Origin of the sequence: Bacillus cereus group sp. MYBK245-2 (genome assembly GCF_051916145.1) — a bacterium.
Taxonomy (GTDB): Bacteria; Bacillota; Bacilli; order Bacillales; family Bacillaceae_G; genus Bacillus_A; species Bacillus_A pacificus.
On record NZ_JBQAGB010000004.1, the window covers coordinates 112,039 to 135,133 of the forward strand.

The window sequence follows — 23,095 nt, forward strand, 5'->3', positions numbered from 1 at the left end:
ACAATTATTAATACCATAAAAATTTAAGGGAAATCGGATATAAAAAACTATTATAATAAAAGATGGACTTCTTTTCCCTTTCCAAAAAGAATGACACGTTTTCTTGTGTAATATCACTAGGTTATTTTATCCATAAAATTGATTGGAGGTAATCAAAATCAAATTAGTAAGATATTTAATTTTATTATGTATTTCCGCAACAACCTTATTCTTGTTAACTGCCTGTCAAAAAGAAATTAAAGAACCCATTATCATTATTGATGATGCAACGAGTCAAAAAGAAAATTTAAGGAGAATTGAATTAAAAAATAAAAATAACAATGCCATTTTCAATCAGGTATTTTTTGAAAGTAAAGATGGAAAAACATTTTACGATAAGCAAATAGATGTAAACGACATTCGTATAAAACAAAACATATCAAATAAAAAAATTCAACCGGGTGTATTACCAGAACAAAATTATATTTTTTTATCAGGTTTTAGTAATAAAAACAAGCCCAATTATTTATTAGGACGAATCGAACAGGAAGATGGGAAAGTTATACAATGGAAACAAGAAATTAAGTATATGAAAAAAAATGGCACTAAAGATGTTTATCAGTATGAAATTCAAATGCCTAAATTTGAGGGCAAACAAGCCTATATTTCTTTTCGCTATATATGGCTAAATACAAATAACAAATGTTATGGTGTGGCAGATCAATTATTCACATTACAAAAAATTAAATCTGGTAATATTTTGGAGGATGTCCAACAATGAGTTATTTTTTAACACGACTTTTCAAAGGTAAAATATTATGGATCACATTATTCATGATGTTAATTATTAGTTTTATACAATATATATTTACCTTTATAACAACTAAGGGATTTAATAGTACGCACTCAATAGTTATATCCCCATATTTGTCTAATATTCTATATTTTAATAGATTTCCATTTTACAGTGAACTGTATCTCATTGTATTACCTATAGCAGCTGCAGTTACTTTTTCAGGAATGTACCGAATGGATCGAAATAATGGTTTTTTATATTCAGTTTTAATCAAGATGGGAACTCAACGTTACTTTTTATCATTGTATTCAATTAATTTTATTATTTCGTTTTTAATTATAGCTATTCCACTGCTCTTTAATTTTTATTTATATTTAATGACATACCCAGCGGTTGCTCCAAATCCAATAATAAATTATACGTCGGCTACTATCTCTCCAACCGCTCAATTTCATACCGTTTATTATGGGCACCCCAACATATATTTTCTTATGTATGTATTTTTAAACGGGATGTATGGCGCAATTTGTTCAAGTTTAGCACTAGCTGTCTCCTTTTTCATCAAAAGAGTATATTTTGTTTATGTAGTTCCTTTTATTTTACATATCTTTTGGTTAACAATTGGACAATCATTTATTAATCCAAAAGAATACTTAATTAAAGATCTTGGCTTTTTTGAACTTCAAAACTTCTTAATTGTCTTAATTATTATTTGGATTTTATCCTTATGTGTTTATGTTTGGGGGAGTAAAAAGCATGTTCTTTTATAATTCGATAAAAGAAACTATACAAACAAAATACAAATCATTATTAGTTATTTTGGCATTGAGTATACTTACAATATACCTCTTAACAAAAGATACTGTACACAATCAAATGAGCAGTCTAGAGGTACTTTTCAAATTACTATCTGTTCATCATTTATCAATGATTTTCATTCCATTAATAATTATTTTTGCTGTATATACCATGTCGGGATTTTTTAATATTTACGTTATCCACCGAATGAATAATACGTTAAAACTGGTAAGCATATATTATCTAAAAGTAATCATATTTACAATGATAATTGGCGGGGTTATTATTTTTCAGAGTAGTTTAACTGCCTATGTAATTTCCTCAGGTACAGAAAAAATTAACTTTTTTAGGTTTGTACCATTTCAGATGTTTTCTATTATTTTCATAGGGGTAGTGGCTGCTTTTTTACAACTTCTATTACCAAACATTCTGGTAATAATTATTTTAATATGTACAATAACAGTAGATGCGTTACTATTAAACGGCTACTTATTTATACATACCTTTTTCCAAAATCCAGCCAACGGCATAGGCATAATAGCCTTACGTGTAGGTATATTCTTTTTCATATATGCCCTTAGCATATTCATTATTGAGAAAAAGAATTATATCTCTTCGGAAGAAGAGAAAGAGGTGCATTAATAAATGATATTATACTATTTATTAAAAAGAGACTTGTATTTACGCTTTAGAGATACCATGAAAATGTCTACTTTTCTAATCCTTTTATACACTGCTATTGTTTTTTATTGTACATGGAATCAACTTACCGCCATGAATGAGCGACATGTTTCTCTAAGTATTAATTTTTATAAAATATTTTCAGGTGTAGATTTTATTAATCTAGCTCACTTTTATAAAGAAGGTCGTCTAACATTCCCTTTTTACTGGCTCTTCTTTCAGTTGATTCCTTTATTGGCACTAGGACATTTTACTCATTCAGATATACAAAAAAACGGTGTATATTTGCTTCCTCGTGTTAGAAAAAAATCTTTGTTATGGTCAAGTAAAATGATCTCATTATTCGTTTATACGTTCGTACTTTGGATTGTTATGTATGTTATTTGGTTCACATTGTATTTTTCACTTATAAATGTATTAGGTTCCTCCTCTATGTCAAATAATCTATTTCTTAGTAATATATTGTACACCATGGCAATTCAAATAATTATTAGCTATATACTATGTTTAATTTATGAACTGTTTACACTCTATATGCCTAGTATTATTGCTTTGAGCTGCTTAGTAACCTACTTAGTAGGCTCTGTATTTATTCATAGCCATTATCTGTTAGGATCTTTTGTAATGCCAGGACGTTGGTATTTTGTGGATCATAGTCCAATCCAACTAACAGCCAGTCATTCTCACTCCATTCAATATAATGAGTTTTTCTTAGTTTCATTCATTACATTTATTTTGATACTAATAGTAAGCTTTTTGAGTTTTAAAAAATTAGATGTGATAGGAGATTAAAATATGCCAGAATTTATCCGATGCGAAAATATGGTGAAGAAATTAAAAGGCAATTTTGTTTTAAATAATATAAGCTTTTCAGTAAAAAAAGGCGAAGTGTTAGTTTTAAAAGGACATAACGGATCAGGAAAAACGATGATTTTACGGGCAATAGCTGGATTACTTCATTTAAATTCAGGTGAAGTTTACGTAGATAACAAAAAAATTGGTAAAGATATTCAATTCCCAGAGGATATGGGAATATTGATTGAATATCCAAGTTTTATCCCCGGGTACTCTGGATTTCAAAATTTAAAATTTCTAGCATCTATTAATAAAAAGGTCACAGATGAAGCAATTTTAAGCACAATTGATACAGTAGGTCTAAACAAATTAGATAAGAGGAAATATAAAAGATACTCGTTAGGCATGAAACAACGTTTGGGAATTGCACAAGCCTTAATGGAAAAACCCAAATTACTATTATTAGATGAACCTACTAACGCCCTAGACAGTAAAGGAATACAACTTGTTTTAGAACTCTTGAAAAATGAAAAAGAAAAAGGAACAACCATTATTTTAGCTAGTCACGATGAAACAATATTAAGTAATCCTATCATCGATCGTATTATTTGTGTTAGCGAAGGAAGGTTGGTTGATGAAGAATGAAAAAAATATACTTTATTTTAGGAATAACCTTCACACTACTATTCCTTGTTTTTAGTATACTGCAATACAGGACTGTAAACGCAAATAATAACATGTATACAATCCAAAAAGATAATTTTCCATCCAATCGTACTTTTCAAGATTTGCAAGGAATTAAATATCATGTACTTCAGCCATTGAAGCCAATCAAATATTTTGATCCTTATAATGGTAGAGAGACTGTTACTCTTATTTTACCTTTAGACATTACGAATACAACAGACCAAACAATTGATATATTAAGCAACAGTGCTATAGAAAACACCCTATTTTACGCAAAATTAGGTGACTTCTATAATTTAATCCCATACTCCATGGAACTTCCCGATAAATACAAATTCGATTCTGTAATCCCCCCTGGGAAAACAGTTCGTGGTTATATAGGAACCAAATATTTCTTAGGAGATGATCCTAATAGAGCATACAAATCGTTCACAATTAATTACAGCAAGGTATCATTTATTTACTTTTCTAAAGGAAAAAACGGAAAATATCATGAATTAGAAATTCCAATTAACTAAAAAACGACACCTACTGGAGAGCACCTCGACTCCAATTTGGTAGTATTTACCAATTACCGTAGAACAAAGAAAAAAGGAGAATCTCTTCCTATAGAGTTTCTCTTTTTTAATTTGTTAAGCTTGGAAAATCATCGTCATCTGGACCTCTCCCCCAATGAGACAGCTCTTTTTCAATTTCGGACTGCAACATACTTATTAAAACCGTTTTATAATCCATCATTTTCAATATATATTGCCACTGCGATTCAATGTCATACAATTCATAAAATATCGTTAAATCCAACAACCACTTCACCTTATGTAACTGATCATGCTTTAAGCGAGCAGGATTGCTCTTGTTTAATACCGCTCTCTCATATAAACGATATTTTAATATATCTGAAATACCTAACCGTCTTACTTTATCAACTAAGGGTACACACTTTAATTCATAAGCCTTATTCGCTATTTCCAATGGAATTTCCGGATGAAGTAAATACCGTTCCAAATCTTGATTTTTTACGCCTACTCTTTTTGCAATTTCCTTTATGCTTGTTCCTTGATCTAACAATGTAGAAATTAAAGCCGATTTCCCCATCCAATCACTTCTAGAATTATGAAACATATTTTGTAACAGCTGCACCATCTGTTCTGTTCTATTCGAAAAAGGCTTGACGATACAATCGACAACACTTATTCCTGCTTCTTTATACGCCTCGTAGGCTACATATCCTGATAGTAAATAATATCTTTTATGATTTGGATCTTTCTCCAAAACTAGGTATTTTGACAGATTTTCACCATTCCATATGCAACGTACCATCCTTTTCTTAACCGTTTCAGAAATACTTTCTGTGTATATCGGTACAATTTGTTTTAGTCGAACAGTCATAAGCCTGGTTAAAAAAATCTAATAAAAACTATTAAAATAGTTTAGTTAGAAGTTTTCATCGTTTTCACGACGTGCGCTCACAGGATTCCGCACTAGGGGACAGCTCTCGCTCCACCGACAAGGGATGTTGCTTCTTCTACTTACTAAGAAGGATTCCTCGACCTCGGGTGTTACCCGACCCTGTAAAAGATATCTTGCACCTTCTTCACTACGTTCCAGCACAAGAGGTTTTTTATTTTTTTATCGTTTGATACACGTGTTGTTTATGATGAAACCATTGATGGAATTTCGCTTTTCGTTTTTTGAGTATATTTGTAATCCGTTTTCGAACTGTACTCCAACGTGCCCATTCGTTTTGTTTTTTCCATGATTTTGTTTGCTGTTTCGTTAATATATCTTGTAATTTTTTTGGAATTCTTTCTTTCATTCCCATGCCACGACGACCAATGGTAAGTGCTGCTGATTCATGAACAGATATTCGATATTTTTGTTGATATTTTAGTCTTCCGGAAATCGATGTGAACGCAGGTTTTACTTTGATAAACTCCACACCGTATCGTTCACACAAACGTTCTAACGTAGATAAGATTTTTCGATAACAGAAAGAATGACTCATACGTCTAAACTTCGCACTAATACTTTTATCTTGAATGAATTTCAAATCTTCGACAATAAGACCTGTACCGTCTTCCACACATTTTCTCACTAACTTATGGCAAAGTTCATAAATTAAATTTTCTCGTTTGTCAGATGGATAGTCTTGTAATCCACCTTCTCCTAACCATTCAAATGATTTGGGATTTCCGTCCTTCTTAACATGACAAATAGCCAACCCGTCTGGATTTGTATCTAAACCACGATATCCATTCACAGGAAAAGTAACAAGTGGCGCAGGTTGTTCTGTAATCGAAATATGAACCCGATATTTTCCGTTTCGCTTTAAAATTTCAACCGCATATGCATCACCAGAAGCTAACGCTTGACGCATCAATGCAGGGTAATTTCGTCCGTTATATTGACCTGTTTTTTTCGATTTTTTTGATGCAATATATAAAGAAAAGCGTACTTTTTGATATAACGTTTTCTTTCCTTTTTGGAATGGATTACTTGTTGTCATCTCTAAGAAAAAAGAACCATTCTCTTCGATGACACGAAGATTAGGATTCCCTTTTTTGCTTTTATCACCACGTGAAGAAAAACGTCCATTTCGTAACTCTTGCCATTGTTCTTTTGTAATTAAACCTTTAGTACGTTTTTCAAAGTTTTCACGCCCGCCAAATATGACTTCATCATACGTATCATGTTTCACATGTTGTTCATAATGATCCATTTTCAAAATTTGTTTTTCTAATTTGTTTTGTAATCCTAATATCCGTTTTGAATTTGGATTTATATCTGGAATACAAAGTAGTTTTTCTAGTTTTGTGCTTGTTTTCTCAAAACGGGATTTCCATAATTCGAAATACTCTATCATTAATGCTTTTCTAGATTTGATTAATTGAACGGCTTCCGCTACGGCATCTTTTGCTACACGAATATTAGTATTTGTTTTTGCAGAAAGAATTTTTTCAAGAGAACCGACTGCCATTCCTTCTTGTAATCTTTTATATGCATAACGAATCATAAATGAATATTTATAACTTTCTGTATCAATAATGAATTGATCTTGTGCTGATAAATCAACCAAACAAGCAGGAATCGTCGTTTTCATCTTGTTTTCCTCCTTTCCTAACCGTACACCCTTTTTTCTATATTATGCCAAATGTTATTAGGATATGCAACTAATCTGTACATTACTAGTTTTTATATATTTTTATTAAAAAATAATATATTTTTTGAAGCTGTTGTAACCTCCCTCTCATGCTCTCTTCCTTCTTTCTATGTAAGTTATTTCTTTAATGTATGAAGAGATAATTTTGTCTCATGTCTGTATAACACAAACAAAAAATTCATTTTAATAAAATTTTTTTATATAAATGAATATTTTTATTAAATCTGGAAAGTATGATAGATAGGAAAAATCCTTATTACTTTAGGAGGCTCTTTAATGAAACTTCTCACATTAAACACCGGCATACGAAACACACAATATTCAGATGTTGAATCCCTTCTTAAATTTTTTGAAGGGGCTAAAAACTACGGCATTCTTTTTTACACAGCTGATTTAAAAAGCTTACCCTTGAATGAACCTTTCCATATATACCATTATTCAAGAAAAGGTAGCGGTGGATATCAATTGGCTTTTCCTATTCCAAGCGCTTTGTATCACTCGCTAAAAATTAATCATTATTCTCTAAAATGGTTAAATGTCTTTTATCAATTATATTATCAAGATACACCCCCTCCACCTTGGCAATGGAAATACTGGGATACTTATATAGGTGAAAATTACGTATGGATTTATAAAACTGAATGATCATATCTACTACTTTATCTTTTTCAACGAAATAAAAAACTCCTAATTAACTAGGAGTTTTTTTGGTCTTGCTGTTTTATAAAATACATTTCTAATGCTTCAAGAAACGCTTTTTCAATTTTCAACGTACCGTACATTTCATTGCCTAGTTTAAGTGGAGATGGTTTTGTTGTCATGGAGCATCACCTCATCACCACTATATGCGATAATATTTTACGGACTACCCTATTTTCTACATTCCTTTCTGAAAATTTTATATGAAAATAAGAAATTGTATAAATTAAAAGTTTAATATTTACACCATGTAACTTGTAAATTACTATTACGTTAACTAATATAAGGAGTTATATGGTTTTTCCAAACTGTTTTTACAATACTTAGTGGTTCATTTGTATCTTTTCCCCCAAACATATTCATTTGCATTTTTAAAGCTAATTCATTCTTTTCATTTACTTCGCATACAATGCTTTCATTATAGCTGTTATCCAAAGGAGACACAGACAGACGTCCATAAGCCATTTTTATGCTTGTAGTAGCAAAATCATTTGATAACCAAATCTTTAATCCACTCTTCACATTTCCATCTACATACAATTTATAAATACACTTCGCTTCTCCATTTTCCACGGTAAAATCAAAATTTAAGTTACTTTGTTTCATTTGTGAAAACAGCTCTTTAAAGATCGTATTCATTTCTTGAAAACTTTCATTAATAAATTTTTCCTTTTCTAAATCAGTAATGCGTTTTAGACTCGGTATATCAAAATCTGAAAAATCAATGCTTGGCTTTTCAACTATACCCTTAAGAGGGGTTAATTTTGGTTTTTTCCCCAAAGGTTTTTTCTCATATAACGGTACTCCCTCGATACGATAATGTAATTCTTTAAATGCCCTCTCAAAATTAGCATCATCCGAAAAGTTAATGGCATACCATCCATCCAAATGGAATGGAACCACTGATTCAAAATTGCCAGCATGTCTTACAATTAATATTAATTTATTCGGATTTTTCATCAATAATGGCATTGTTAATAGCGTTTCAAACCCAACTCCACCTTGTAATGCTTCCGCTTTCTTTTTATAGTTTTCAGTTAACACAATGACCGTATAGTCATTATCACGTACATTTGAAACCATCATTGCATTTAAATTTACTGTTTGAGATTGAGTTTCTAACATATCAAAACTCGCATCTACCCCGTTGTCTCTTAATAAACCAACTAAATCCATAACCCACTGTTGATGCTCTGGACTATCCCAGCTATAACTAATAAAAACACTTTTAGTATCTTCTTGCATTGTAATTCCCCCTAGACAATTATGTTATCGATATTTTAATAAACGATTTAAATACGTAGTTAATTCACCCTGACTACATTTTATATTATATCAAATGTTAGTTTTTACGTTGCATATAGCTCATCCATCTTACTCCTAAACTACTAAAAGCGTTTAGCTTAGGTTCAGTCACCTTCTTGTCAAATCAAAGCCAAAAGCAATTTCTTGGTATGAAAAACAAGGGTTTGTAAAAACAAATTTAGAAACCTATGATGGACTAACACATATGAGACTTCCGTTCCCTAATAAACTTACGGTTGAAAAAGGAATCTTTTAAAAGTTCTAATACTATCAGACATACTCATATATTTAACAATCGTTAGATAATTGGAGGGATGATAGTGGTACGCAGACGCTTGAAAGCGAATGGTGAAACAACGAAAGAACTTATAAAAGAATTAAATGACCCCAATCGTTTTTCACGTGCATCCAAACTATATAAAGATGCTCTTGAATTTGGAAAAAGAAGAAAAAAAGAAAATGAAACTAGGAATTAACCCTGAGTTTCATTTTCTTTTTTTTAGTTAAATAACTTATTGTAACATACATGTTTCTCGTTTTTTATTAAATAAGCATTCCACTTACCAACCATCTTGCCCCTTATATTTATCAGCTTTTTCACGATTTTCAAATTCTTGTTCTTTAGCCCATTCTGCTTTTTCTGTTTTTCCTTCTCGTACGTATTGATCAGCTTCTCGACTAAAACGATCAGCCCGATGATTAAACATCTCTTCTTTATCTTTAAAAAAACCCATAACATTACCTCCCTATTTAATTTATCCTTCGATATATGTACTCCAAAAAATTCACCTATGTTATTAATTGTTAACCTTGTTACTTGAAGAATAAACAATCCTGCAAAAACACTTACTTAACGCTCCTTTTTACCTATTATTACCATAAAGGAAAATAAAATTCAATTTTTACAATTGAATCATTCTACAAAATATAACAATTCAAAAGGAGAAGATTCCGCTCCCTTTGAAAATACACTGTTTATCTAATTTTGTAGCCTTGGAAAATCATCATCTGTGGTATACTTCCCCACTGGGATAATTGCATTTCAATTTTCGACTGAAACTGATTCATTAACACCTTCTTATAGTTCATCATTTCCAGCATATGCTCCCACTGTAGCTCTATATCGTAAAGCTCATCAAATCTAGTGGAGTTTAACAACCATTTTATTTTCTCTAACTTTTCATACGTTAATCTTTCTGATCCCCTTTTATTTAAAAACGCTTTTTCAATTTTCAACGTAAAGGACATTTCATTGCCTAGTTTAAGTGAGGATGTTTTTATTTTTATAAAGCAACACCCTATCACCACTATATGTAAGGATTGACTCTGGACGGACTATTCCATTTATTTTAGAGATTAATATGGTAATGGTTCACCAGGTCTCTTTACATACTACAACATATAGTTAAACCTCCCGGAAAACACCACATATCGTATCGAAGAACAAATATTCGTACTAAGTATTGATATTTATATTAAATTTATAGTATAATAACTCCGTTAGCAATTCTACCAAAAATTTCTTTATTTTTTACATAAATATACTACTGTCACTGTCACTCTGCTATTTCTATTACATACTATTATTTGGAGGAATTTTATGAAGTTAAACGATTATTTTAAAAAATTTGTTGCAAACATTTCCTTAAATCCCACCCGTATTAATCGCGTAGAAAGTGCTTTATCTCATTGGGGAAAAAACTTCAAAGAAGACGAAGAGATAGAAGATCTATTTCTCGATTTTTATTCACAAGGATCCTATAGTACAAATACTGGGATTAAGCCAAAAAACGATGATGAATTCGACGTTGATGCTATATTACTCCTTGAACTGGATGAAGAAAATGAACCTCAAGATATCCTTAAATGGATTGCCTCACGAATTAAAAGCCATAAAGAATTTGAAAAAAGTGTTAAAACAAAAGACCGATGTGTACGAATTGATTATGCTGGAGACTTCCATGTAGATATCGTTCCTGCATTGCCATGTGAAGGCGTCATAAAAATTCCTTCTAAAAAAGAAAACGAATGGTGCAAAACAAACCCTAAAGGATTTACTAATTGGTGCAATGCTATTAATAGCAAAACCGATAGCTATTTTGAAAAAGTAGTAAAAATCATGAAACATTGGCGCGATGATAACGTCGGAAAAGATACAGCACCTAAATCCATTTTAATGACAACTTTAATCGGTAACGCCTTTGTGAAAAAAAATTCTATTGCTGAAACTCTAGTAGAAACACTAGACGTTTTAATCGATGATTTGAACGAACTTATAGAAGAAGATGATGGTGACGTATTTGTTAAAAATCCTTCTCTCGAAGATGAGAATTTGGCTAGAAATTGGGATCAAACAAAAGCAGAGCGTTTCTTGAAAAAAGTGCAAAAGCTTAAAGAAAACTGTCAAGACGCTATGGATGAAAAGAATAAAGAAGACAGTATAGAAAAGTGGCAAGACATTTTTGGAAAATCCTATTTCCCTTCTGAATTAGGGGAAGCAAAAGATATGGCAAATAGAATTAATAATGGTTTAATAAAAGTAGCACCTACTGGTTTATTAAATCAAGAACAAGGTACAAAAATTCGTGAACATCGTTTTTATGGTGAATAAATGAAGCGTATAAAAACAATCAATCTTGGATTACAAAATTTAGCGATTCAAAAAAAGTTCCCTTCACTTAAACTTTATAAAAAAAACCATCAAGATATTTTTTGGTTAGGAGAATTAGAATCATCTCCCCACGCAGTAAAATATACGGTTAAAATTAGCTATACTCCGTATAAACCAAAAGTTTTCATTATGGAGCCACAAATCTTAAAAAGTGCTCCTCATCGTTATTCGGATCAATCTTTATGCCTATATCACCCAAACGATAAGAGTTATCGTCCTAATTTATTAATTGCAGATACTCTTATCCCTTGGACCTGTGAGTGGCTTTTTTTCTATAATATTTGGTTAGAAGAGGGTATTTGGTGGGGAAAAGAAGCCCCTCATAGCCCCATCCCCTGTTAAGAAAGGACGTAATACATGTTAAATTGGGATCATTACAAAAAAGGTTCTTGGCAAACCAAAGAGCCGAATACTTTTAAAATTTTATCAATTGATGGCGGTGGAATGAAAGGCGTTATTCCTTCTCAATACCTCAAAAAAATTGAACATATAATAGGAGAGCCTATTCATCAACACTTCGATTTATTAACAGGTACTTCGACTGGAGGTATCATTTGTCTCGGTTTAGCATCTGGAATGAGCGCTGAACAAATTGCAAATCTTTATATCCAGGAAGGAAATCAAATTTTCGGTACAAAAAAAGCAAAGGGATATTTGATAAATGCTTCATATTCAAACCACCCATTAAAAAAACTATTAATAGAAAAGTTTGCTGATAAGAAGATTTTAGATGCTAATACAATGCTCTGCATCCCATCAATTGAACATCACAAAGCAGAACCAAAAGTATTTAAAACTCCTCACCACTCAGATTATATCAGAGATGGCGAACGTTATATGTGGGAGGTTGGACTAGCAACTTCTGCTGCTCCATCCTATTTCCCTGCTGCCAATATTGGAGAAGGCGAATGTAAAATAGATGGGGGACTCTGGGCTAATAATCCCGTATTAGTCGGTATTGCTGAAGCTAAGAAATTAGGATATTCGTTAGATCAAATCAAAGTATTATCTTTAGGAACAGGCGATTGTTTATATAATGCTCCAAATAAAATCGCGGAAGCTGGTGGGCTATTGTCATGGAAGAAAAATTTGGTTGAGCTCACGTTTCAAGCACAATCAAAAGGGGCTGAACATACGGCAAAATACCTCATTGGTGAAAACTTAATCCGTTTAAATCCTGTTCTCACTCGACCGATTCCATTAGATTCTACAAAAAAAGAAGATATTGCTGATATGATACGAGAAGTAAATCATCTATTTGACAGAACCTTTATTACAAGAGGCGTAAAAAAAATGTTCTTCGAAACAAATTCAATACCTGTGTAAATAATAAAGGAGATCTTCATACACAATTGTTCCTTTATATGAATGTCTTGTTCAAATCTAATTTCATCAATTGAAGTTGTTTTTTATCCCACGTAAACTATCAAAAAGAAACAGGTGAACCTTTTGTCTACAGAGAAAAAAATTAAAGTTATTCGCATGTCTAACCATGGATTTGATATTAAACCCTATCACCAAAATACAACTTTGGACTTTTTAAACGTGACAATAACTGATTTAAATCAAAGTATTACAATCTCTTCTGAACAAGCAAAATACAATAAAAATAATAAAATAGTCGGTTGTTTTTGTTTCCTTGATAAATTTGATGAATCTCAATTAGACACTGGGGGTAACTTATCTTTTAGAATCGAAAACAAGCGAAATATAGGCTACTTACCAGCCGATGAAATCGTATTTGTTAGAAACACCCTAAATAATAAAATTGCAGATCGATTTGTATACGGATTTGAAACAGATACGATACATCCTATCACCCAAAAACCCATTACCGAAAGATTCGGAGGATTCACCTATGAATTTGTAAAAATGCCACTATGGTTAGCAATACAAAGATTAAATGAACACATCAAGAATAAAAATGGTATGGCTCCAGACGAGGTTATATCCGAGTTCTATTTAACAGAAGAACAAGTTAAAAATAAGTTAATCCTTAAAGAAGAATAATTTGTTCCGATGATTATATAAGTAAGATCCTTATAAAAAATCGCTCTTGAACCGAATATGGATATTTACGAAAATAGACCGTCATTTGTATGGTCTATTTTTTTAGAGGATTGACAAATCAAAGATGTAAATTACAAAAGAATAGCGAGAGGGTGATAAATATGATTTTTAAATTCAGAAAATATATTTCTTGGCATAATAACTCTCAAGAAAACTATCTTATGGTTTATAGTGACAATCCCTTAGATAAAAAATATTTTTCTTTTGATGACCATCCATCCACCATAATGCAATCTACAGGACTTTTTGATCAAAAAGAAAGAGAAATTTATGAATCAGATATCGTTGAAATCAATAATAAGATCTATGGAGTGAAGTGGGATACGGGTAATGCACAATTTTCTTTAATCCGAAAAGGAGAACTCCATCGAAATATAAAAGAGCTGGTTAATACTTGCTTTGTTGTTGGGAATTCATATGAAAATATTGAGTTACTAGAGAAATTATAAAATAAAAAAGTCAATAAACGCAAAAAACCTTCGTAGACACGAAGGCTTTTTTATGGCGGTCAGATCAACCGACCCCCAAATTGATATGTAAGTTCCAAGCAGTCAGATCAACCGACTCCCTGTTTTTTTTGGCTAAGTAGAATTTACCATCTTTTTTATTTCAAGTCAAGAAAAAATTAACAGGAGATCATCGGGCGATCAGTTTTCCGATCCCCCTACTCCTTTTACAGGACCTGTATATCTAGTATATACTTACTTATGTAAAATATTCCTTCTTTTAAAAAGTCCATCAAGCCCCTGTTGCTTCATCATCCTGTCTTGGATCATCAATCCAATCCCTTTTCTTTTTAGTAATTGGAATCTTCTTAAATCCCCAGTTTCTAAAATCTTGATCCGGGCTTGGGCTATAAATTTTTGTCTTTATCGCTTTAAAAATTTTATTTTCTGTTCCATAATTTTTTATACATTTAGGCTTTGCTTCTACAATTCCTTTTCGAACCCGACCGATTGGATTACAAACCAGATCAGCAATTTCTAAACCTGATTGGTATAAAGGATCGCCTTTTTTTGCAAGTATAAACCCTTTTATTTTTTCTCTATACTTCTGAAAATCTAAATGCATTGTTCCATTGTTGAATACTTCAAAGAAAGCTTTTTGAATCAAAAGATTCTCATAATCATCTCTAGATTCTAATACAATCCGTGCATTTTCTACATCTGTTTGACTCAAAAATGAATAAAACGTTTCAAGGATATGTATAAATGCAACAACGTATGGATCCTTGTGTGCTAGAAAATATTGTTTTAGTTTCACTTTATCAATTGTTACCGATATGATTTTAAAATCTAGGTTACCTAAGAAATTAGGCATATTGTTATAAAAATCCGCACGCTGTTCTTTTTTAAACTTCGCAAAATCACCTCGCCCCCTAGAAATTTCATCTAAATGTAACATTACATCTTGTGTTCCAAAACATTGCATTTTTACTCGATTAAGCCGATTACGTAATTCACTTGTTCTACCATTTTGATCAACAGCATACTTGTTTTCAAAAATCACACCTGTTAAAGTAAATGGCTGAGTGCTACTTTGAGCAATTCCCGTTTCATCAATAAATAAAATATACTTTTTTTGCTTGCTTACCAAACTACCTTCCCCCTGAAATGATTTCTAGTATTACCATAATCATACCACATAAAAATAACAATTATAAAAATACTTACACCATTAAAAAAAGGAGTTTTTCTTGTAAAAAAAAGCTTCTCTGATTGCTTAAGTAATAATTCCATCTTCTGTTTTATAAAATAGATTTCATCTATTTGCAATCACTACACATCACGTTTGAGATGTGGTTACGAACTGTCTTTTCACTGATAAAAAGTTCACCTGCAATTTCCTTCGTTGTTTTATCTTGAACCAGTAATTCAAATACTTCTCTCTCTCTCTTTGTGAGTAAAGGTTTAGATTGATACGCTTTTTCCTTCAACTGGTATAACCCTCCTTGCTTAAGCCAGAGCTGTGTATGTGTAAGTTGGGTGTTTATTTAGTCAAGATATTGTATGAACGAAATGTGCGGGTGGTGAATGAAAATGGGCTTTATTTCACATGTTATTTTAGACTTTTATACAGTGCAGACACTCCTTGCATCCACTCACTTTTCAGTACGCCATATTTGTTCTAGTAAAATGCTAACAACGGTACCTACGAACAAACCATTTCCAAATATATATTGTATAACAGACGGTAAGGACTGGAGCGCTCCAGACGGTAGAAACATAACGCCGCTGCCAAATAATACTGCAACGCCTAAAATTGTTACATTCCTTTCATTAAGCTCCACTTGTTTTATATTATTGAATCCAATTCCAATTAGCTGTACGAATGAAGCCATTAAAACCGCAGATGCGACGGCCGATGGTAAAGATGCTAAATAACGAATAATACTTGGGAACATCGACATTACGACTAGTAACATACATGCTAGTAAGAACGATCGTATATATTTTTGTTTTGTTAAACGTATAAATCCTGCCGTTGCTGGTAACGGCACGACACCTACAGTTGAAAATACGGAAGAGATGATATGTGAAATCCCTCCAACCCATGTTCCATCTTTCAACTGTTTTTGTTCAATAGTCGCTTTATGAATAGTTGCTTGATTAATCGCTATAATAGCTGCCACTGTATTTGAAACTAAAATACATACCATAACGAAACTCGATACAGCCATACCTGTATTCCATTTTGGAAGTCCCCAAGCAAATATTTGCGGAAGTTGCACAAAATGAGTTACTTGAGCTGGAATCGTCACTTTTCCTGCAATGAGAAAAAGAATCCATCCACTAATTAATCCTATTAAAACTGCATAACTTTTGACAAAACCTTTTCCAAAATTAGATAGTATAATAACGAACAGAAATATACTAAAAGCGATCATTGCTGTAAATCCATCGATTTGAGAAACAGTAGCAGTAATTCCTAGCATTCCTTTTAAAAATACACCGCTTAATTGTAAGCATAATAAAAGTAAAAACGTCCCTGTCACAAGCGGCGTAAACAAAAATAAAATACGTCCTATAAAACCAGTTACCCCTAACCCTATTAAAATAACACCGGAAATTATCATTCCTAATTCTAAAATTTGCAATGTACTATGTAATTGATCTTGTCCGGCCGTTGCGTAAGCAAGTACGGTAAATACTCCAACCCAAGATCCAGCTGGCCCATCCGCAATTGGCAGCCTATGCCCAATCCACCCTTGTAAAAAAGATGATATACCAACTACAAAAAATGTACGCTGCATTAAATAAAATATGTCTTCCGTCGTAAGATGAAATAATCCGCCAACGACAATTGGTAATGCGATTGAATTCGCTAATAAAAATATAAACCATTGCAAAGTTCCCATAATATGATTTTGATTATGTTGATTGTCCAAATTTTTCATCCTTCCTAGTAACCTATAAGAAATATATTTCAAACATAAAAAAGAAGAGTTCTATACTCACAATTAGAACCCTCCTCAAAACATTTAAACGATTCTTTTACACAAGATTATTAAATTTAACCTCACTTAAACTTCCAACAACAATATTTCCTTTATGCACGACTAAATGCTTCTCTGTTTGACGCGCTACTGCTTCAGCGACGCATGTTGCATTCGTCAAAACAAAACTCGCTTCATCTCCTACATTCGGCCAAGCTCGCTTCCCTTCACTGTTTAACGTTTCTTTTCCTCCCGTAATAAAGCGAAGTGCTTTTCCTAACGATCTTTCATCACTCCATCCAAAACGTTCCGCTAATCGATTTGCCTTTTGCAACATATCACCTGTTCCAAACGGTGACCAATGATCTGTAATACTATCATTTCCTAATGAAACTTTCACACCTTTTTTATCTAATAATGGAATTGGGATTACTTGTTTCCCAATTGGTACTGTTGAAGTAATATCAATGTGTAAAGCTGCTAGTCTTTCCGCCACTTCTTCAGCTTCTTTATCTGTAACACCACCAAGTCCAAGCGCATGACTAATCGTTACGCGACCTTGCCATCCCGCTTCTTCTGTTAAACTTGCCAATCTCTTCATCGTAAACGTCCCAAGATTATTCGCATCATGCAGATGAATATCAACGTTCGCATTAAATTCTACTGCGATATCCATAATGGTATGTAATGATTTTTCAATATCATTATCCACTGTAGCCGGATCCACTCCACCGACTAGATGCGCACCCATACGCATAGCATCTTTCACAAGTTGCACAGAATTACTGCGCAATAATCCATGTTGCGGAAAAGCAACAATTCTACCAAAAACCTGTTTTTTATATGTTTCCAACGCCGCTAACGTCGCCTCCAAATTACCAAGTCCAATAATCGGATCAACATTACAATGCGTTCTTATATTCGTTGCACCATTTTGAAGCAATAACGCTAGCATATTTTCCGCCCTATCTTGAGCAGTTGCTAATTGCTTCGGTAAAATTTCCTCTTCTTCATGAAAACGTGTAAAAATACTTTCTGCTGGCATACAAGCTTTCCAAGGACCACTATAATATGTTTTATCAATATGAATATGCATCTCTTCGAAAGCAGGCAAAATTAATAAACGATTGGCATCAAAAATTGATACCCCTTCCTCTTGAATAGCCCCTGTTATCATTTTTTTAATTCTTCCATCTTCAATGAGTAAACTACATAACTCTGTTTCTGTTTGAGAAATTCTACCCTCTTCATATGTATACCCTGATTCAAGCATTACATTAGTCAGCCAATATACTGTCATCTCTATCCCTCCCACCCTTTATTGAAACTCACCTCATGATATAATTTTAATATCAACTGAAAATTAAGACAATTAATACGACTGTTTCCTAAAAAAAATGTAATACAACCTCATAGTCTTCTCATAAATTTCCATATAGAATAGAAGTATATAGCTTGTCATAAAAAGGAGTGGATTGGAAGATGTCAAAAAGGTTATGTAAATCCGAAACTGATAAAATGCTATTTGGTATATGCGGTGGTTTAGGAGAATATTTTGATATTAGCTCTACTCTCATTCGCATACTTTGGGTCATTGCAGTTTTATGTTTTGGGACGGGGTTTTTAGTTTATTTTATTTGTTTATTACTTATGCCACGCTCTTACTAATAACATTCTTTCGTATATTTAAGCATAGTGTATACAAAATCCCCTATAGATTTTTCTATAGGGGATTTTTTCATGAAGAATATTTCATCGTTAAATGTAATACCGCCACTTCATCTTCTTCATTCTTATAACTATGTTTCTTATTCGCTTCAAATTGAATCGAGTCGAACTCATTTAATTCGTATACATCGCTTTCTACTTGAATCAATACTTTCCCTTTCATTACCGTTACAAGCTCAATAGCACCTTCATGATGCGCTTCTGGTTCATATATACTATTCGATCGTAAACAAGCACGGTGCATTTCCATCCCCGTTTCTTTCGTATAACGGAACATTGTTTCTAAATGCCATGCTTGTCCTACATCTACTGCAAATCCTTCTCCGCAGCGCGCAACAGCTACAGGTTCTCCAACAACCATCAATCTCGATAAAGGAATTGATAATCCTTTCGTTATTTTCCAAATGACGGCTAACGTCGGATTCGTTTCGCCTCTTTCAATCTTTCCTAACGTTAATTTACTAACTCCTGTTTTTTGAGCTAATTCTTCTAAACTTAATTTTTGCTCATTTCGAATTTGTCTTAATAACTGACCTACTTGCTGAATGACTTCTTTCGTTTGCATATCTTCATGTTCTTTCATCTATAAAACCACCTTAAAATATAAAATAGTTTACTTTTATACAAATAAAGTATATTATACTATACATATTCTTTGAATTTCGAAAGGAGTGCTATACTTCATGCGCGCAATTTTATTAGGTCTTTTATCATCAGCCTTTTTTTCCGCAACCTTTATTATTAATCGAGCGATGAATGTATCTGGAACGAGCTGGGCTTGGACAGCTTCCTTCCGTTTTTTATTTGCTCTCCCTATTTTATTCCTTATCGTTTTATTTCGCAAAAACTTAAGGGGGTTATGGGAAGAATTAAAGAAACATCCATTGGCTTGGATCGGGTGGGGGTCTGTTGCTGGTATTGGTTTCTATTCTTTATTAAGTTTTGCAGCTGTCTTTTCTCCCGCTTGGCTCGTTGCTGGAACTTGGCAAGTTACTATATTAGCAGGTTTACTACTCTCGCCATTATTTTTCGTTAAAATAGAAACAAAATCAGGTACGAAACTTGTACGCGGAAAAATTCCACTTCGTAGTTTATATGTCGCATTATTTATTTTACTTGGTGTAATTTGTATGCAAGCAACTGCAGCAGGTCACATTACAATGACTCAGTTCATTTCAGGATTTTTACCTGTCGTGTTAGCTGCTTTCTTATATCCATTCGGTAACCGAAAAATGATGGAACTTGTTGGCGGGCGTCTTGATACATTCCAACGTGTATTAGGAATGGCAATAGGCAGTCTTCCTATAACAATTTTACTTGGTATATACGGATTTTCTACTACGGGTATTCCAACATCAAGCCAAATGCTGCAAGGATTTTTGTTAGCATTATGTTCTGGCGTTATAGCGACAATGACATTTTTCTTTGCTACTGACTTAGCCAAAGATAATCTCGCTCTACTTGGAGCTGTTGAAGCAACGCAAGCTGGAACGATGGTCTTTACCGTGCTTGGCGAAATTGTTTTCTTAAATGGTTCATTTCCTGGCGGGCTTTCCCTACTTGGAATGATTATTATTATGTTAGGAATGGTTGCAAATAGCATTTTAAACCGTTCTGTTCCAGTCGTTAAACAGAAAAAAACAGCATAAAAAAAGAGTATGGTTCTGTGACAAAGAACCATACTCTCTTTTTATTGTCCCCCTATTGCGTCTTATCAGAATAGTATTTCATTAACGGTTTATACTAAAACCTATGTTATAATACGGTTCATGCGCAACAATAGGAGGTAAATTATGTTAAAAAAAGCAATCGCTGAATTTATTGGTACATTTGTACTAGTATTATTCGGAACTGGAGTAGCTGTCATTGGCGGCGGAATTGAAGGAATTGGAACATTAGGAATCGCTATGGCTTTCGGTCTATCTATTGTGGCTATGGCATATAGCATCGGAACAATTTCTGGATGTCACATTAACCCAGCAGTATCAGTAGCTATGTTCATCAATAAAAGAATGAACGCTATGGAACTTTGTTATTATGTATTAGCTCAAATTTTAGGTGGTTTATTAGGAACTGCAACGTTAGTAACAATTTTAAAATCTGCTAAAACACCTTTAGATAATTTAGGTCAAAACGGTTTTGGAACTCTTGGTTTATCTGGAGCATTTCTAGTTGAATTTATTTTAACTTTCGTATTCATTTTAGTAATCGTTGCTGTAACAGGTAAAAAAGGAAGTTCTTCTCTAGCAGGATTAGTAATTGGTTTCACATTAGTTTTAGTTCACTTATTAGGTATTCCGTTAACTGGAACTTCTGTTAACCCAGCTCGTAGTATCGCACCAGCTTTATTCGCTGGCGGAGAAGCACTTTCTCAACTATGGGTATTCATCATCGCACCAATTGTTGGTGGTATCGTAGCAGCTATCGTAGGTAAATTCATTTTAAATACTGAAAAATAAAATTTTCAATATTTCTAAATAAAAAAAGGCGAGCCCTCATTATGAGGATGCTCGCTTTTTTACTCTTTCATTTTAGACTTTAAATTTGTAACTAATTGATCTACTGTTACATTTGCAAGTACATTTTCCATCGCTTCTTGCGCTTGCATTAAAATAATTTCTAATACTGATTGAATATTAGCTCCTACTGGACATTCAATGTTGGGATTTTCATGGAAGGAAAATAGCTGTCCTTCTTCTACAACTTCCACTGCTTTATATACATCAAGTAATGTAATTTCTTCTAAATCACGAGCAAGTGTCGTACCACCTTTACCAGCTTGTACATCAACAAGTCCTGCTCTCTTCAACATTCCTGTAATGCGACGAATCACAACTGGATTTGTATTCACACTACCGGCAATCCATTCAGAGGTACAGCGAGAGTTTCGATCTATCGCAAGTAATGTCAACATATGAACACCTACTGTAAAACGACTACTAATTCCCATCTGCACACCCTCCTTTTTATTCATTCTATTAAAAGACGACTCTTATTATTATATACTATTTTTAATTTATACATAAAGAAAAAGCACGATTTCAACAGGAAATCATGCTTTTCTCTCATTATTGACGCTTTATAAATTTCGCTAAATCTTTAAATTTTACTTTGTCTGAGTAATTCATTACACCATTTACGTAAATGCGACTTGCAAGCATATTGACGATAGCAATAGTCACCAATAAAATGACTAAAGTCACAATAATCTCTACAGTTCCTGCTTCACCCGCTACAAGCCTTGAAAATGTAACCATAGGTGTAAAGAATGGAATATACGAACTAACTACAGCTAATGTACTATTAGGATCAAATAGTGATTTAATACTAATGAAAAATGCTGCTATACCTAACATTGTAATTGGGAACGAAAGAGATTGCACATCCTCAATTTTTGATACAACAGCACCAACCGCTGCATATAACATTGCATATAGTAAGTAGCCTGTAACAAAATATACAACGAACATACTAATTACTACAGCATCCAACTTGGAAAAGTCTAGTGCAAGTCCTACTAAAGATGCATTTTCTAGGTCTACCCAACCTAATAAATACGGTACAAGAAAACCGAGAGAAGCAGTAATAAGTAATAGTAAAGCACTAGAAACAATTGCTAAAATTTTAGCATGTAGCATTGTTAATGGTTTTACTTTCGGAAGCATTAACTCCATAACACGGGATGATTTTTCGGATGCTATCGTCGTCCCAATTGCAGTTCCAAACACAATAATAAACATATATAAAGCAAACGAGAAAACATAGCCAATTCCAAAGGAAGATGCATGATCTTTTACCGCCTCTTGCTTTAACGGAATTTCCATCTGTAACTGTTTTGCTACTTCGGCAGATACGTTATTTTTTTCAATCATTACCGCTGTATACTGTTCCTTCAAATAACTTGCCATAAGTGTAGCCGTTGATTGACTCGGAAAACCACTATACATATACGTCACTTCTGGGATACCATTCTTTTCTGTAATACGGAATAAACCGTCTAAATCCCCATCTTCTACTTGCTTACGTAGTTTATTAAACTTACCCTTATTTTCTACCGTTACTTTAGCAGACGGAAGTAACTTCGTTATATCACTTTCTTGCACTTTATACGTATCGCTTTCTGTTACTACAGCAAATTTATCTTTTCCTTTATCGTTATCAGCTGTGAAATGATTAAATGCGAAAAGCCCAAACACAACTAAAAACAAAATCGCACTCGTAATTAATGATTTTTTAGATAAAAATGCTTCCCTAAAATAAAATGAAAATACGTGAGAAAATTTACGCATC

Annotated in this window: 29 protein-coding genes; 16 read left to right on the plus strand and 13 right to left on the minus strand. The window is 32.9% G+C overall.

Annotated features, from left to right (window positions below):
* The first annotated feature begins 157 nt into the window (after window positions 1–157).
* Genes ACTFRN_RS09405 through ACTFRN_RS09430 form a run of 6 tightly spaced genes read left to right on the plus strand, consistent with a single transcriptional unit; the run spans window position 158 to window position 4,254 of the window.
* Window positions 158–760 (plus strand): hypothetical protein, encoded by a 603-nt coding sequence (locus ACTFRN_RS09405; RefSeq protein WP_076868880.1) that lies wholly within the window; start codon window positions 158–160, stop codon window positions 758–760.
* Entirely contained in the window at window positions 757–1,545 is a 789-nt protein-coding gene (locus ACTFRN_RS09410) for a hypothetical protein (RefSeq protein ID WP_076868866.1), read from the plus strand. Before ACTFRN_RS09405 ends, ACTFRN_RS09410 begins: the two co-directional genes overlap by 4 nt.
* Entirely contained in the window at window positions 1,532–2,215 is a 684-nt protein-coding gene (locus ACTFRN_RS09415; RefSeq protein WP_076868867.1) for a hypothetical protein, read from the plus strand. Before ACTFRN_RS09410 ends, ACTFRN_RS09415 begins: the two co-directional genes overlap by 14 nt.
* Window positions 2,216–2,218: 3 nt before the next feature.
* Complete coding sequence (locus ACTFRN_RS09420) at window positions 2,219–3,046, plus strand: hypothetical protein (RefSeq protein WP_076868868.1); 828 nt, start codon at window positions 2,219–2,221, stop codon at window positions 3,044–3,046.
* A gap of 3 nt (window positions 3,047–3,049) precedes the next feature.
* On the plus strand, window positions 3,050–3,694 hold the full coding sequence (locus ACTFRN_RS09425) for an ABC transporter ATP-binding protein (protein WP_076868869.1): 645 nt from the start codon (window positions 3,050–3,052) through the stop codon (window positions 3,692–3,694).
* On the plus strand, window positions 3,691–4,254 hold the full coding sequence (locus ACTFRN_RS09430) for a hypothetical protein (RefSeq protein ID WP_076868870.1): 564 nt from the start codon (window positions 3,691–3,693) through the stop codon (window positions 4,252–4,254). The genes ACTFRN_RS09425 and ACTFRN_RS09430 overlap by 4 nt, the downstream gene beginning before the upstream one ends.
* Window positions 4,255–4,360: 106 nt before the next feature.
* On the opposite strand, the gene ACTFRN_RS09435 is transcribed toward ACTFRN_RS09430, so the two are convergent.
* Together ACTFRN_RS09435 and ACTFRN_RS09440 are read right to left on the minus strand one after the other, a co-directional pair.
* A complete protein-coding gene (locus ACTFRN_RS09435; RefSeq protein ID WP_258959471.1) occupies window positions 4,361–5,056 on the minus strand; it encodes a helix-turn-helix domain-containing protein in 696 nt (231 codons plus the stop codon).
* A gap of 301 nt (window positions 5,057–5,357) precedes the next feature.
* Window positions 5,358–6,836: an IS200/IS605 family accessory protein TnpB-related protein gene (locus ACTFRN_RS09440; RefSeq protein WP_076868872.1), complete on the minus strand. Its 1,479-nt coding sequence runs from the start codon at window positions 6,834–6,836 to the stop codon at window positions 5,358–5,360.
* Between the two features lie 336 nt (window positions 6,837–7,172).
* On the opposite strand from ACTFRN_RS09440, the gene ACTFRN_RS09445 reads away from it, so the two are divergent.
* Window positions 7,173–7,541, plus strand: a complete 369-nt coding sequence (locus ACTFRN_RS09445; RefSeq protein ID WP_076868873.1) for a hypothetical protein — start codon at window positions 7,173–7,175, stop codon at window positions 7,539–7,541.
* A gap of 50 nt (window positions 7,542–7,591) precedes the next feature.
* Here the strand turns inward: ACTFRN_RS09445 and ACTFRN_RS09450 are convergent, their stop codons facing one another.
* Both ACTFRN_RS09450 and ACTFRN_RS09455 read right to left on the minus strand, forming a co-directional pair.
* Window positions 7,592–7,717, minus strand: a complete 126-nt coding sequence (locus tag ACTFRN_RS09450) for a hypothetical protein (RefSeq protein WP_258959470.1) — start codon at window positions 7,715–7,717, stop codon at window positions 7,592–7,594.
* Window positions 7,718–7,868: 151 nt separating this feature from the next.
* The gene (locus ACTFRN_RS09455; RefSeq protein ID WP_076868874.1) at window positions 7,869–8,840 is read right to left on the minus strand and encodes a toll/interleukin-1 receptor domain-containing protein; all 972 of its coding nucleotides are present in this window, start codon (window positions 8,838–8,840) and stop codon (window positions 7,869–7,871) included.
* A 380-nt stretch (window positions 8,841–9,220) separates the two neighbouring features.
* Here ACTFRN_RS09455 and ACTFRN_RS09460 point away from each other — a divergent pair, with 380 nt between their 5' ends.
* On the plus strand, window positions 9,221–9,376 hold the full coding sequence (locus ACTFRN_RS09460) for a hypothetical protein (RefSeq protein WP_175879550.1): 156 nt from the start codon (window positions 9,221–9,223) through the stop codon (window positions 9,374–9,376).
* A gap of 84 nt (window positions 9,377–9,460) precedes the next feature.
* Here the strand turns inward: ACTFRN_RS09460 and ACTFRN_RS09465 are convergent, their stop codons facing one another.
* Together ACTFRN_RS09465 and ACTFRN_RS09470 are read right to left on the minus strand one after the other, a co-directional pair.
* Window positions 9,461–9,634, minus strand: coding sequence for a hypothetical protein (locus tag ACTFRN_RS09465; RefSeq protein ID WP_154644223.1), 174 nt, complete (start codon window positions 9,632–9,634; stop codon window positions 9,461–9,463).
* A gap of 241 nt (window positions 9,635–9,875) precedes the next feature.
* Window positions 9,876–10,148 carry a hypothetical protein gene (locus ACTFRN_RS09470; RefSeq protein ID WP_076868875.1) on the minus strand — a complete coding sequence of 91 codons (273 nt, stop codon included), beginning with the start codon at window positions 10,146–10,148 and terminating at the stop codon, window positions 9,876–9,878.
* A 352-nt stretch (window positions 10,149–10,500) separates the two neighbouring features.
* On the opposite strand from ACTFRN_RS09470, the gene ACTFRN_RS09475 reads away from it, so the two are divergent.
* From ACTFRN_RS09475 to ACTFRN_RS09495, 5 genes are all read left to right on the plus strand, one after another.
* The gene (locus ACTFRN_RS09475; RefSeq protein ID WP_176359595.1) at window positions 10,501–11,511 is read left to right on the plus strand and encodes an SMODS domain-containing nucleotidyltransferase; all 1,011 of its coding nucleotides are present in this window, start codon (window positions 10,501–10,503) and stop codon (window positions 11,509–11,511) included.
* Window positions 11,512–11,913 (plus strand): hypothetical protein, encoded by a 402-nt coding sequence (locus ACTFRN_RS09480; protein ID WP_088106394.1) that lies wholly within the window; start codon window positions 11,512–11,514, stop codon window positions 11,911–11,913.
* A 15-nt stretch (window positions 11,914–11,928) separates the two neighbouring features.
* On the plus strand, window positions 11,929–12,897 hold the full coding sequence (locus tag ACTFRN_RS09485; protein WP_088106393.1) for a CBASS cGAMP-activated phospholipase: 969 nt from the start codon (window positions 11,929–11,931) through the stop codon (window positions 12,895–12,897).
* Window positions 12,898–13,020: 123 nt separating this feature from the next.
* Window positions 13,021–13,581 (plus strand): hypothetical protein, encoded by a 561-nt coding sequence (locus ACTFRN_RS09490; RefSeq protein WP_076868878.1) that lies wholly within the window; start codon window positions 13,021–13,023, stop codon window positions 13,579–13,581.
* 161 nt (window positions 13,582–13,742) lie between these two features.
* Window positions 13,743–14,090 carry a YopX family protein gene (locus tag ACTFRN_RS09495; protein WP_000576359.1) on the plus strand — a complete coding sequence of 116 codons (348 nt, stop codon included), beginning with the start codon at window positions 13,743–13,745 and terminating at the stop codon, window positions 14,088–14,090.
* A 289-nt stretch (window positions 14,091–14,379) separates the two neighbouring features.
* Here the strand turns inward: ACTFRN_RS09495 and ACTFRN_RS09500 are convergent, their stop codons facing one another.
* From ACTFRN_RS09500 to ACTFRN_RS09515, 4 genes are all read right to left on the minus strand, one after another.
* Window positions 14,380–15,237 (minus strand): DUF3800 domain-containing protein, encoded by an 858-nt coding sequence (locus ACTFRN_RS09500; RefSeq protein WP_088106392.1) that lies wholly within the window; start codon window positions 15,235–15,237, stop codon window positions 14,380–14,382.
* A gap of 169 nt (window positions 15,238–15,406) precedes the next feature.
* The gene (locus ACTFRN_RS09505; protein ID WP_000659490.1) at window positions 15,407–15,577 is read right to left on the minus strand and encodes a helix-turn-helix domain-containing protein; all 171 of its coding nucleotides are present in this window, start codon (window positions 15,575–15,577) and stop codon (window positions 15,407–15,409) included.
* Between the two features lie 165 nt (window positions 15,578–15,742).
* The gene (locus tag ACTFRN_RS09510) at window positions 15,743–17,038 is read right to left on the minus strand and encodes a purine/pyrimidine permease (protein ID WP_014893495.1); all 1,296 of its coding nucleotides are present in this window, start codon (window positions 17,036–17,038) and stop codon (window positions 15,743–15,745) included.
* 97 nt (window positions 17,039–17,135) lie between these two features.
* Window positions 17,136–18,377, minus strand: coding sequence for an amidohydrolase family protein (locus ACTFRN_RS09515; protein WP_000219572.1), 1,242 nt, complete (start codon window positions 18,375–18,377; stop codon window positions 17,136–17,138).
* A gap of 182 nt (window positions 18,378–18,559) precedes the next feature.
* Here ACTFRN_RS09515 and ACTFRN_RS09520 point away from each other — a divergent pair, with 182 nt between their 5' ends.
* A complete protein-coding gene (locus ACTFRN_RS09520) occupies window positions 18,560–18,745 on the plus strand; it encodes a PspC domain-containing protein (RefSeq protein ID WP_000044337.1) in 186 nt (61 codons plus the stop codon).
* Window positions 18,746–18,815: 70 nt separating this feature from the next.
* On the opposite strand, the gene ACTFRN_RS09525 is transcribed toward ACTFRN_RS09520, so the two are convergent.
* Window positions 18,816–19,388, minus strand: a complete 573-nt coding sequence (locus tag ACTFRN_RS09525) for a helix-turn-helix domain-containing protein (protein ID WP_000658050.1) — start codon at window positions 19,386–19,388, stop codon at window positions 18,816–18,818.
* A gap of 100 nt (window positions 19,389–19,488) precedes the next feature.
* Between ACTFRN_RS09525 and ACTFRN_RS09530 the strand changes: the two genes are divergently transcribed.
* Window positions 19,489–20,454: a DMT family transporter gene (locus tag ACTFRN_RS09530; RefSeq protein ID WP_014893494.1), complete on the plus strand. Its 966-nt coding sequence runs from the start codon at window positions 19,489–19,491 to the stop codon at window positions 20,452–20,454.
* 144 nt (window positions 20,455–20,598) lie between these two features.
* Window positions 20,599–21,264, plus strand: coding sequence for an MIP/aquaporin family protein (locus ACTFRN_RS09535; RefSeq protein WP_000913199.1), 666 nt, complete (start codon window positions 20,599–20,601; stop codon window positions 21,262–21,264).
* A gap of 59 nt (window positions 21,265–21,323) precedes the next feature.
* On the opposite strand, the gene ACTFRN_RS09540 is transcribed toward ACTFRN_RS09535, so the two are convergent.
* Window positions 21,324–21,755, minus strand: a complete 432-nt coding sequence (locus tag ACTFRN_RS09540; protein WP_000512998.1) for an Rrf2 family transcriptional regulator — start codon at window positions 21,753–21,755, stop codon at window positions 21,324–21,326.
* A 118-nt stretch (window positions 21,756–21,873) separates the two neighbouring features.
* Window positions 21,874–23,094, minus strand: coding sequence for an ABC transporter permease (locus ACTFRN_RS09545; RefSeq protein WP_001224999.1), 1,221 nt, complete (start codon window positions 23,092–23,094; stop codon window positions 21,874–21,876).
* Between the last annotated feature and the right edge of the window lies 1 nt (window position 23,095).